At 58.2% G+C, this 11,020-nt stretch carries 10 protein-coding genes; 9 read left to right on the forward strand and 1 reads right to left on the reverse strand.

The window, feature by feature from the left end:
- Positions 1-12 precede the first annotated feature (12 nt).
- From OS035_RS06190 to OS035_RS06230, 9 genes are all read left to right on the forward strand, one after another.
- Entirely contained in the window at positions 13-1,047 is a 1,035-nt protein-coding gene (locus OS035_RS06190; protein ID WP_331813514.1) for a UDP-glucuronic acid decarboxylase family protein, read from the forward strand.
- Between the two features lie 20 nt (positions 1,048-1,067).
- The gene (locus tag OS035_RS06195; RefSeq protein ID WP_183780959.1) at positions 1,068-1,802 is read left to right on the forward strand and encodes a TIGR04290 family methyltransferase; all 735 of its coding nucleotides are present in this window, start codon (positions 1,068-1,070) and stop codon (positions 1,800-1,802) included.
- A gap of 30 nt (positions 1,803-1,832) precedes the next feature.
- The gene (locus tag OS035_RS06200) at positions 1,833-2,744 is read left to right on the forward strand and encodes a cytochrome c (RefSeq protein ID WP_183780962.1); all 912 of its coding nucleotides are present in this window, start codon (positions 1,833-1,835) and stop codon (positions 2,742-2,744) included.
- 123 nt (positions 2,745-2,867) lie between these two features.
- Entirely contained in the window at positions 2,868-3,971 is a 1,104-nt protein-coding gene (locus OS035_RS06205) for a helix-turn-helix domain-containing protein (RefSeq protein WP_183780457.1), read from the forward strand.
- A 156-nt stretch (positions 3,972-4,127) separates the two neighbouring features.
- Positions 4,128-4,535 carry a response regulator gene (locus OS035_RS06210; RefSeq protein ID WP_331813515.1) on the forward strand — a complete coding sequence of 136 codons (408 nt, stop codon included), beginning with the start codon at positions 4,128-4,130 and terminating at the stop codon, positions 4,533-4,535.
- Between the two features lie 35 nt (positions 4,536-4,570).
- Positions 4,571-4,966 (forward strand): response regulator, encoded by a 396-nt coding sequence (locus OS035_RS06215; RefSeq protein WP_183780463.1) that lies wholly within the window; start codon positions 4,571-4,573, stop codon positions 4,964-4,966.
- A gap of 132 nt (positions 4,967-5,098) precedes the next feature.
- Positions 5,099-6,103 (forward strand): chemotaxis protein CheB, encoded by a 1,005-nt coding sequence (locus OS035_RS06220; protein WP_331813516.1) that lies wholly within the window; start codon positions 5,099-5,101, stop codon positions 6,101-6,103.
- 84 nt (positions 6,104-6,187) lie between these two features.
- Positions 6,188-10,153 carry a CheR family methyltransferase gene (locus OS035_RS06225; RefSeq protein WP_331813517.1) on the forward strand — a complete coding sequence of 1,322 codons (3,966 nt, stop codon included), beginning with the start codon at positions 6,188-6,190 and terminating at the stop codon, positions 10,151-10,153.
- The gene (locus tag OS035_RS06230; RefSeq protein WP_331813518.1) at positions 10,146-10,529 is read left to right on the forward strand and encodes a response regulator; all 384 of its coding nucleotides are present in this window, start codon (positions 10,146-10,148) and stop codon (positions 10,527-10,529) included. The genes OS035_RS06225 and OS035_RS06230 overlap by 8 nt, the downstream gene beginning before the upstream one ends.
- 78 nt (positions 10,530-10,607) lie before the next feature.
- On the opposite strand, the gene OS035_RS06235 is transcribed toward OS035_RS06230, so the two are convergent.
- Complete coding sequence (locus OS035_RS06235) at positions 10,608-10,817, reverse strand: hypothetical protein (protein ID WP_331813519.1); 210 nt, start codon at positions 10,815-10,817, stop codon at positions 10,608-10,610.
- Positions 10,818-11,020: the final 203 nt, after the last annotated feature.

The following is an 11,020-nucleotide window of genomic DNA, read 5'->3' on the forward strand; positions in this document are numbered from 1 at the left end:
AGGAGAGTATCGATGCTGCAAGTCAATCGTCGCGGAAAAGCCAAGACTGTTCTGGTGGCAGGGGGAGCCGGCTTTGTAGGGTCCCATCTCTGCGATGCCCTCCTCGGTCGTGGTGACTGCGTTATCTGCGTTGATAGTTATATTACCGGCTCGCCGGATAACGTTTTGCCGTTGACCAACCACCCGCGCTTCCGGCTTATCGAAAAAGATGTTTGCCAGTTCCTCGAAATCGAGGAGCCGCTGGACCAGATCTATAACCTCGCCTGCGCGGCAGCGCCGCCGCAATATCAGGCGGATCCTGTCCACACGATGATGACCTGCGTTGCCGGCACCGGAAACCTGCTTGCGCTTGCCGAACGAAACGGCGCTTCGTTCCTCCAGGCTTCGACGAGCGAGGTCTACGGCGATCCGGTCGAACATCCCCAGCGGGAAGACTACCGCGGCAATGTCAACTGCACGGGGCCGCGCGCCTGCTGTGATGAAGGAAAGCGCGCCGCCGAAGCCCTCTGCTTCGACATGCTGCGTGCCGGCCGTGTTGATGCTCGCGTTCCCCGCATTTTCAACACTTATGGCCCGCGCATGCAGGCAAATGACGGCCGTATTGTTTCCAACCTGATCGTACAGGCCCTGTCTGGAAAACCCCTGACCATCTATGGAAGCGGCACGCAGACGCGGTCGTTCTGCTATGTCAGCGATTTGGTCAGCGGCCTGATTGCGCTGATGGACCTCAGGCGCAACCCCGAAGTGCCGGTCAATCTCGGCAATCCCGGGGAGTTCACGATCAACGAACTCGCCCAGATGATCCGATCGATGGTGCCGAGCCGGACGGGGGTGGCCTATAAGCCGCTGCCGAAGGATGATCCGCAGCGCCGCCGTCCGGATATCTCGCGAGCGCGGGAACTTCTCGATTGGCAGCCGACCGTGCCGCTTTCAGAAGGCCTCGTCTATACGGTGGAATGGTTTGCCAACAGCCTCGCCACCGGCCCGCGGCGGCAGGCAACGGCGTCTCGCAGCCATCTAAACGTGGCGGCTACCGCGCAGGGCTGATCGAAAAACGGAGGCAAGCCATGATTAACCTCGCCCTGAAGCGCCGCGTGGCTGAGCTCGGCCCCTGGTTCCAGAACTTGCGGTTCGGAGAGATTGAAACCGCCCCGGATCATTTTCTCGGCGATTATCCCGCTTTCAAATGGGAGCGCTTCAAACATGTCGTTCCCGAAGATCTGGGCGGGCGCAGCGTGCTCGATATCGGCTGTAATGCCGGCTTTTATGCACTTGAGATGAAGCGCCGCAATGCCGGGCGGGTTCTCGGTATCGATTCAGATCCGCGCTATCTCACGCAGGCGCGGTTTGCCGCCGCGCATTTCGGCCTCGACGTCGAATTCCGGCAATTATCGGTCTACCAGGTATCCGCCCTCGGGGAGACCTTCGATTTGGTCCTCTTCATGGGCGTGCTTTACCATCTGCGTCATCCCCTACTGGCGCTCGACCTTCTCTATGAACATGTGGTGAGCGATTTGATGCTATTTCAATGTCTGCAACGCGGTGACGAGCGAAGTACCATTGCGGAGGAGGACTATGATTTCTCGGAATGGGCCATCTTCGACCAGCCGGATTTTCCGAAGCTGTTCTTCGTCGAAAATCGCTACGCGAATGATCCCACCAATTGGTTCATCCCGAATAAGGCAGCGGTCGAGGCGATGTTGCGCAGTTCGGGATTTCTGGTTGAAGCCAATCCTGAGCGAGAAGTTTATCTTTGCCGCCGCTGCGCGAGGCCCTACATGGTCGAGCCGCCGCCGGTCTGAGTCAAAGACACCACAATGTCCGGTGCCAAAATGCTGAAAGGTCCCCGGTTATTTTCGATTGCGATCGCCGCGATCGTCCTTGTCTCCGCGGTCTGGCTTTTGACTAGACCGCGTCCGCCTTTCTCTGCCGACGATCCAAGGCTTACACCAGGAGATGCTGAGCGCGGTCGGCTGGTATTTGCCGCCGGTGGCTGCGCCTCTTGCCACGCGTCTCCCGGCCAGCCCGATCGCCTGAAGCTGGGAGGCGATTTCGCCCTAGCTTCGCCCTTCGGAACCTTCAGAGTTCCCAACATATCACCCGACCGCCACGCCGGCATCGGATCATGGTCGGTGGCCGATTTGGCCAATGCCCTGATCGCCGGCGTATCGCCATCAGGACAGCATTATTATCCGGTCTTTCCCTACCCCAGCTACACCGGAATGACGCTTGACGACATAAGGGATCTATATGCCTTTCTGCATGGGCTTCAGCCTGTTGCCGCTCGGCCGCAGCCCCATGATATCGTTTTCCTGTTTCGCGTTCGCCGGTTCGTTGGCTTCTGGAAGTTCCTTTTCTTTCAAGAGGGCCGGCCAGAGGGGGTGCAAAATGGTGAGCCTGTGCACGATCGCGGCGCCTATCTCGTCGAGGTACTCGGCCATTGCGCAGAATGCCATTCCTCCCGCAACGCCTTGGGCGCGATAGAACCGAAAACCCGCTTTGCCGGGGGAGTGAGCTCGGAAGGCGTCGGCTTCAATCCGAACATCACGCCAGAGGGCATCGGCCCATGGTCGGAAAACGATATCGTAGAGATGCTCAGGAGCGGAAAGACGCCAGACCACGGCTATGTGGGCTGGTCGATGGCAGATGTCGTTAGAAACACAGCGGAGCTCCAAGAGCCCGACCGCATTGCCATCGCTCGATACCTGAAATCGCTGCCGCCGCGCCCGACCCCGCATCCGTAGGATCAGATGGCATCCGGCGCGCCCCAAACCGGCGCGATATTGGCTTCGCACGACCACTTGGAACAGGTCGATCACCCAAACGTTTTCATCTGAAACATAACCTGACGTAGGCAGGTAAGTGGTATGAATACGGCTTTCACAAAGCCCGCGCAGATGGCCTTGGTCGTCGAGGACGATTACGACCTTGCAAGCGACCTCGCCTCCGCCTTATCGGAAGCCGGTATCAAGATCATCGGCCCTGCACCCAATATCCAGGAAGCCCTGAGATACATCGAAGAATCTTCACAGATCGACGTCGGCATTCTCGACATCAATCTGCATGGAACTGCGGTATTTCCCGTCGCCGACGAGCTGTCGAAACGCAACATCCCCTTCTTTTTCGCAACGGGCTATAGCCGAGATGTCGTTCCTCCGCGCTTTGCCGATCGAATCTTCGTGGAAAAGCCGCTGGACAAGAAGGCGATTTTCGAGGCCCTGTCAGACTGCGAGGGTTCGACGCTAAAGGCCTCGCACCGCCAGGAAAATCTTATCCTTTCTGCGCTTCCTCCCCGTGAAATCGATCTCCTCCAGCCGCATCTGAAACAGGTACGATTAATGCAAGGTCAGATGCTCGAACAGCAGTTTGGCGAGATAAATTCAGTTTCCTTCGTCGAAACGGGGATTGTATCGCTCGTCGCAGTGTCGCTCGACGGCTCGCAGGTCGAGGCCGGCCTGATCGGACGGGAAGGCATGACAGGTGCCGGCTTGCTGGAGGGCGATTGGCGCACGCCTTACAACACCATGGTTCAGATCGAAGGCACCGCTCAGCGCATTGACGTCGACAAATTTCTTCGTGTCGTGCACAAGATGCCGCAGTTGCGCTCTCTCACATCGTCATTTGCTCGATCACTCGGAATTCAGATTGCCTATACCGCCGTGGCCAATGGCCGATATTCAATCGAGCAGAGGTTGGCGCGCTGGCTGCTCATGATTAATGACCGAGTGGATAGCGAGGTGCTGTATCTAACCCATCAATATATGTCTTTCATGCTGGGTGTGCGGCGTTCTGGCGTGACGGATGCGCTCCATGTTTTGGAGGGAGAGAAACTGATCAGATCTGTCCGAGGCAAGGTGATCATCGTCGATCGGGAAGGCCTCATCCTAAAGGCGCATGGATCTTACGGCATTCCGGAGACTGAATACGAGCGATTGATAGGATTTTCGGTGCGCGGCGCGCAAAAAATCTGATGAATTCGGCCACTCGTCTCCGCTTTTCCCGTCCCTGAAGTGTGGAAGTGAGTGTGATCTTCCAACGGTATCAGCATCTCGTTCGCCTATGTTAATCTTTGCGAGGCCCGCAACTTTTATCGTCAGAAATAGTTCGACGGAGAAAGGAGACTAGTCATGGAGCCTTCGCTCACGCTGGCACGGCGCCTCTACCCGCTTGCCGAAGACGAGTATCTGGCCGCCTCCAGCACGATGATGGTCCTTGAGGACGAAGGCGCTGAAATCGCGGGACCGGTGTCGAATGTCGTATGTGCTTTGAAGCTCGTTAACGAGCGAACCTTCGAACCCGACGGAGCAATCCTCGATCTTAGCCTTCGCGGAACCATGGCCTATCGGCTGGCTGAAACGCTCACGGAATACCAGACCTCGTTCGTTTTCGTTACCGGCCACTATTGTTCTTCGGCTCCAAAGCCTTTCATGTTTGTGCCTTGCCTTAGCAAACCGTGTAAGGAGAAAAAACTAGTGGCGATGCTCGCCAGCCTGCCAGTTCGGCAGAGCAGGCCTGGAGTACATCCAGCGGGTTGACGCTGTCACTCCTGTCTCCTCGGAAAGGTTCCCCCGTGCAAAAAACAAATCAAGCGAAACTCTTTTCGGGAAAGCGTATTCTAATCGTTGAGGACGAATATTTTCTTGCCGACGAGACCCGCCGCAAGCTTGAGGACCTTGGGGCGATGGTTGTGGGTCCGACATCAAACGTTTGCCGTGCCCTCGATCTCATCAAACGGGAGCCCATCGACGCGGCAATCCTCGACGTTTTTCTCGCTGACGAGCTCGTGTTTGCCGTTGCCGATGAACTGGAGGCGCGCGACATCAACTTTGTGTTTGCAACCGGTTATGACCCATCCCACATGCCGGCGAAGTACAAAGGGTTTGCGCTCTGCGATAAACCAATCGAACTCGAGCAGATCGCTGTTGCGCTCTTTGGTCCACGCGGTGGTTCGGACCGGCTTAACTGATCGCGTTGTTGCCGCGCGCCTGACATGATTGCTGGATTTTCGACGGCTAGGGGCTCGAAGAACGGATCCGGCGCTCGACATGGAACAATGTCACCTCGCCGGCTGTTGAGTGATCATTAAAGGTCGACCACCATGCCATCAAGCCCAACCAAGGATATCATTGCTATTGGCGGTTCGGCCGGGAGTGGCGCCGTGCTCCAGACCTTGGTTGGGGATTTGTCCGCCGACCTTCCGGCAGCCGTCTTCGTCAGCACCCACATTCCTTCGAACTCACCCGGTTTCCTGGCGCAAGTACTAGGGGCCAAATCCAAGCTTTCGGTGACGCAGGCGGTTGATGGCCAGCCAATCGAGCGCGGCCACATCTATCTTGCGGCACCCGACCGACATCTGCTGCTCATCGGTGAAACAATCGTGCTTGGCGCTGGCCCCCGGGAAAATATGGCCCGGCCGTCGATAGATCCGATGTTTCGTTCTGCTGCCCTGTCATTCGGACCACGCGTCGTGGGGCTCATTTTGACCGGGATGCTCAACGACGGAGCGGCAGGGCTTCATGCGATCAAATCGCACGGCGGTACGGCAGTGGTGCAGCACCCTCTCGATGCTGAGGCAGATCAAATGCCGATCGCCGCGCTCGAAGCGGTCGAGGTCGATCACGTGGCCTCGGCAGCCGACCTTGGCAGGCTTCTTGTCGGTATCGCGGGAACGTCTGCAGGCGCGGCTCCGGATCTTCCCTTGGGCGACCTGCGGCTCGAGGTCGAGATCGCAGCTGGCGCCCGAACCGGGAGCGTCGAACTTCGCAACATCGCTTCACCGACGGCCATTACCTGCCCCGATTGTCATGGCGTGCTTTCCGAGGTTCGCGGATCGGGGCCGCTGCGTTATCGGTGCCAGATCGGCCACGCCTATACTGCCGACGCGCTTGCTGCCCATATCGATGAGCTCGACGAAGCAATCAGGATTGCCCTGCGGGTGATGGAGGAGCGCGTGACCCTCGTGGAGCGCATGGCCCGGGATGCGCGTGACACGGGCCGCAACGCCGTGGCCGAACTCTACGAGGCAAGGGCTGCGGAATATCGGCGCTATTCCGCTACCTTGCATGAAGCCGCACTCACCTCGCTACGCCTCGGAAACGCGTGACTTTTCAACACGCCTCATAAAAGGTGTATCATTTTGTCGCGCCCGGTGTTTAGGGTCAGCCGCAAACCGAGATATGGATTGATAATGGCCTACGATGAACAGGAGTACATGGAGCAAGGGGCGGAGGCGGCGGATCGCCACGTACAGCCGCTCGTGATCGTCGGCATCGCGGTCTCAGAGCAGTCGCTGAGCTCGCTCGAACAGATATTTTCAGAAGTCGTCCTAGGATTGAGCGTATCCTATCTTGTGGCAGTACGCCAGCAGAAGGGCCTTAGCACCGCGACTGTACTTGGATTGCTCGGGCGGCAGAACAGGCTTTCAGTTACCGTCGCAGCCGACGGTGCACGGCTCCTCCAGAACCATATCTATATCAGTGGATCGGACGATGTCGTGACGATCGAGGACGGTCATATCCGCGTCCGTCCGGCTTCCGAACCAGTCGGACACCGGGGGATCGTCGACACGATGCTGATTTCTTTGGCAGAGCATGCGGGAGAGCGGGCAATCGTTGTTGTCCTGCTGGGGCTCGACAACGACGGCACCGCTGCGGTTGCGGCAACCAAGAACTTCGGCGGCCTGTCGATCGTGGAGATCGGTGAAACCGCAAATGCATCCCTCGAGGATGGGAGAGGGGCGGTGGCAATTGCGGATCTGCGTCTGCCGGCCCAGAGCATTGCATCTGAAATTGCCCGTCGCGCGCGCAATGTCAACGAGAATGAAGACGCTGGAATAGGCGATGAAACCCCAAACGCGCTCGAGGCGCAGATCACCCAGATCGCCACGGTTCTTCGCAACGTCACGAGCCACGACTTTCACGGATACAAGCGCGGGACATTCAGCCGACGCGTCCACAGACGCATGCAGGTGCTGCAGATCGCCAGCATCGATGCTTATATCGAGCGATTGCGCGCCAGCCGAGACGAAGTTCAGGACCTGTTTCAAGACCTGCTGATCGGTGTCACCCAGTTTTTTCGCGACCCGGCCGAGTTTGAAGCGCTCGAGCGCGAAATTCCAAAATTGTTCGAAGGCAAGGAGGCGAGTGACAAATTCCGCGTCTGGGTGCTGGGTTGCGCGACCGGAGAAGAAGCCTATTCGATCGCAATGCTCCTGCGCGAGCACGTATCAACCATGGACTATCCTCCGGAGGTGCAGATATTTGCGACGGATCTCGACGCACGGGCGCTGGGAATTGCGCGCGCTGGGCGCTATTCGGCTGCAATCACCTCCCATGTGCCGCCCGAGCGACTCGCTCGCTGGTTCGTGCGAGAAGGTGACACCTATTGCGTGGTCAAGGAATTGCGTGAGATGTGCATCTTCTCACCGCATAACATCGTCAAGGATGCACCATTTTCCCGCATCGACGTCCTGTCGTGCAGAAACCTGCTGATCTATCTCGACAACGAATTGCAAAACAGGGTCATGCCGATCTTCCATTTTGCTCTCCGGCCAAACGGCATCTTGTTTTTGGGCTCATCGGAGAACGTTACCCGGCACGCAAAGCTTTTTGCCCCTGTCGACCGCAAAAACCGCCTGTTTCGGAGGCTGGAAACGGCAACCAGGATCATTCCGGACTTCCCGCTCAGCCCCCGTCCGCGCAGCCCCGACCATCCGTTCTCGCCACCGGCGCCCATGCTCCAGACCGGCCGGCTTTCGGCCACGATCAGCCGGCAGGCAGAGGTCGTCGCAGAGCGCTTTGCGCCAGCTTATGTGGTTGTCGATTCGCACTATGACGTTCTCCATTTCTCCGGGCGCACGGGTCGCTTTCTCGAACCGACGTCAGGAACGGCGACACTGAACCTTCTGAGCCTTGCCCATCGCGATCTTCGGCTCGATTTGCGATCCGCCTTGCAGCGTGCCACGACTGAAGCCGTCAAGGTAGAAGTGCCGCGCGTGCTGTTGCGACAGGACGACCGTGGCTATGCCGTCAATATCATCGTCGAACCTCTAGGCAGCGGCGACGTCACCTCACTGATCGTGCTGTTCCAAGACGCAGGCCAGGTTGTCGAGGGGACGGCGCCGGACGGAGGACGGCTGACGAGCGAAGAGCACGTCCAGCGTCTTGAGACCGACTTGCGCCTGACGCGCGATCGACTCCAGGCGACCATCGAAGAGCTCGAATCCACAAACGAGGAACTCAAGTCGTCCAACGAAGAATATCAGTCGATCAACGAAGAACTGCAGTCGGCCAACGAGGAGATGGAAACCTCCAAGGAAGAACTGCAGTCTGTCAATGAGGAGCTGCAGACCGTCAACGGCGAACTTGCCCACCGGGTCGCTGAACTGGATCGTGCAAATTCAGACTTGAAGAACCTCCTCGAGGCGACCCAGATCGCGACTGTGTTCCTCGATAACGATCTGCGGGTCAGAAGCTTCACACCGGCCGCAACCGAAATTTTCCACCTGCTCGAGACCGACGTCGGGCGACCGCTCGACCACGTCGTCTCGCGGGTCGCTTATCCGGAGCTTCTGGATGATGTCCGGCTTGTTCTGAGAACGCTGATGCCCGTGGATCGGAAGGTCAGCGACCCCACAAATAACCGGCACTACGCAGCCCGTGCACTGCCGTATCGCAGCGTTGATAATTATATCGGCGGAGCTGTCGTCACCTTCACAGACCTGACGGCGACCTACGAGGCGGAGATGGCGCTTCGACGCAGCGAAGAACGCCTGCAACGCGTTCTGGAGACTGATGCGGTCGGCGTGGTTTTTCTGAATGAGGAAGGCGTGATCGTCGACGCCAATGAAATTTTCTTGCAGATGTCCGGGTACAGGCGCTCACAATTGGGTCGCCCAGAGCTTCACTGGCGCCGGCTGACCCCGGCGGAGCATATCGCCGAAACTGAATTGCAGATTAAAACTCTGAAAGAAACGGGCCGCATGGGCCCATATGAAAAGGAGTATCTCCTCGCCGATGGCACCCGTCGCTGGATGTTGTTTGCCGGACGCGAGCTTGGCGACGGGACGACCGCTGAGTTCTGCATCGACATCTCGGCACGAAAACTAGCACAGGCAGCCTTGCGCCAGGAGGAGGAGCAGTTCCGCCTGTTTGGCGAAGCTTCTTCCGACGTTTTATGGATTCGCGATGCCGACACGCTGCAATGGAAATATCTCGCGCCAGCTTTCGAGACCATCTACGGTGTCGAGCGGCATCAGGCCCTCACGGGCAACAATTTTCGCGATTGGGTGGAGTTGATCATCCCTGAAGACCGGGAACGGGCGCTCTCCGAAATTCGTCGCGTTCGCAATGGCGAAAGCGCGGAATACGAGTACCGCATCAGGCGCGCCTCTGACCACGAAATCCGATGGTTGCGCAACGCCGAGTTCCCGCTTTTCCGAGAGGAAGGAGATTTTACCCAGATCGGCGGTATCGGCCGAGATATCACCGATGAAAAGGTCTCTGCTGATCGTCTGAAAGTCCTTGTCGGCGAGCTTCAGCACCGCACGCGCAACCTCATGGCAGTCGTCCGGTCGATGGCTGACAAGACCCTGCGTACCAGCATAGATCTGGCAGATTTCCACAAGAAGTTCCGCGACCGGCTGGATGTGATGGCGCGGGTGCAGGGATTCTTATCGCGGCTGCAGGATGGGGATCGCATTACCTTCGATCAGCTTATTCGCTCCGAACTGGCATCCCACGGCGTGGCGGAAGGCGAAACGAGCCGGGTCATCTTGCAAGGTCCAGACGGTGTCAGGCTTCGATCGACGACTGTCCAGACAATGGCACTGTCGATGCATGAGCTTGTGACCAATGCCGTTAAGTATGGGGCGCTTAGCCAACCTCAGGCCCATCTGGCGATCGTTTGGCGTGTCGAAAAACAAGGCGAAGACGGCAAGCCATGGCTGCACGTCGATTGGCGCGAAAGCCGGGTGAAGATGCCGCCTCCCGGTTCTGGACCACAAGGGGGCGGCCAGGGCCGCGAACTGATCGAGCGCGCGCTGCCCTACCAGCTCGATGCGAAGACGTCCTATGTCCTTGGCCAGGATGGGGTCCATTGCACGATCGCAATCCCTGTTTCCGTCAGCAACCTCATCGAGGGTGGTCATGGTTGAACGGGTGCTTTTCGGATACCGTGTGCTCGTGGTCGAGGACGAATTTATGCTGGCGGAAGATTTGTCCCAGGAGCTGGCCGACGCAGGGGCCACCGTCATCGGCCCGGCGCAATCTCTGGAGCGTGCGGTTGAGCTGCTGGCCACAACAGACGGCCTCGACGCAGCCGTCTTGGATGTCAACCTTCATGGGGAGCCGGTATATCCGGTTGCCGATACGCTTCTTGCGCGCCATATCCCATTCGTGTTCACCACCGGCTACGATCGCTCTGTTTTACCCCGCAGGTTCAATTCAATTGCCTGCTGCGCCAAACCCGTTCGCTTCACGAAACTATTGGAAGCCTTGCAGTCTGCTATCGAGCTTTCACGGCCGGCCTAGCCCCACAAATCGTTATTGCGCGATCGTATACTGATCATCGCCCGATACGGTTCGCACCCGGCCGAAGCCGCATGCTTCTTATCGGAGAGCATGCAGCTCGGCCTTGAGCCTATCAAGGTGAGCGACATGCAACACCTGCGACTCCTCATAAACCTCCAGAAGTCGTTGCGCTTCGCTGGCGTCGGAGCCGCGGTTCGTCAACTGAGCCACGATCTCCCGCTGCCGAGCGATGTGATGTCCTCCTAGGGCCACATGCTCTAGGGCCTGCTGCAGATGTTTCTCCACCATACCTCTGTCCATCCCTTTGTCCTTTCTCCCAGCCGCTGATCATGCGCTTATTCTGCAGCTTGGGAAACGGATAAGTGCGAGGGGACAGGTGATATCGTCCGGTCGCTCACTGTGGGCCCCCTGCTTGCCGTGCTATCGCCAAAAAAGGTTAGATGCGCCAAGTTCACCTGAACGAGTTCCGTTGGGAGCCCCGGCCGAGAGTG

The sequence above is a fragment of the Rhizobium sp. 268 genome, from assembly GCF_036571585.1.
Taxonomy (GTDB): domain Bacteria; phylum Pseudomonadota; class Alphaproteobacteria; order Rhizobiales; family Rhizobiaceae; genus Rhizobium; species Rhizobium redzepovicii.

What these genes read in the sequence shown, in the direction of transcription:
- OS035_RS06190 (WP_331813514.1), top strand. Translation starts at nt 13, where the DNA reads ATGCTGCAAGTCAATCGTCGCGGAAAAGCCAAGACTGTTCTGGTGGCA.
- OS035_RS06195 (WP_183780959.1), top strand. Translation starts at nt 1,068, where the DNA reads ATGATTAACCTCGCCCTGAAGCGCCGCGTGGCTGAGCTCGGCCCCTGG.
- OS035_RS06200 (WP_183780962.1), top strand. Translation starts at nt 1,833, where the DNA reads ATGCTGAAAGGTCCCCGGTTATTTTCGATTGCGATCGCCGCGATCGTC.
- OS035_RS06205 (WP_183780457.1), top strand. Translation starts at nt 2,868, where the DNA reads ATGAATACGGCTTTCACAAAGCCCGCGCAGATGGCCTTGGTCGTCGAG.
- OS035_RS06210 (WP_331813515.1), top strand. Translation starts at nt 4,128, where the DNA reads ATGGAGCCTTCGCTCACGCTGGCACGGCGCCTCTACCCGCTTGCCGAA.
- OS035_RS06220 (WP_331813516.1), top strand. Translation starts at nt 5,099, where the DNA reads ATGCCATCAAGCCCAACCAAGGATATCATTGCTATTGGCGGTTCGGCC.
- OS035_RS06225 (WP_331813517.1), top strand. Translation starts at nt 6,188, where the DNA reads ATGGCCTACGATGAACAGGAGTACATGGAGCAAGGGGCGGAGGCGGCG.
- OS035_RS06230 (WP_331813518.1), top strand. Translation starts at nt 10,146, where the DNA reads ATGGTTGAACGGGTGCTTTTCGGATACCGTGTGCTCGTGGTCGAGGAC.
- OS035_RS06235 (WP_331813519.1), bottom strand. Translation starts at nt 10,817, where the DNA reads ATGGTGGAGAAACATCTGCAGCAGGCCCTAGAGCATGTGGCCCTAGGA.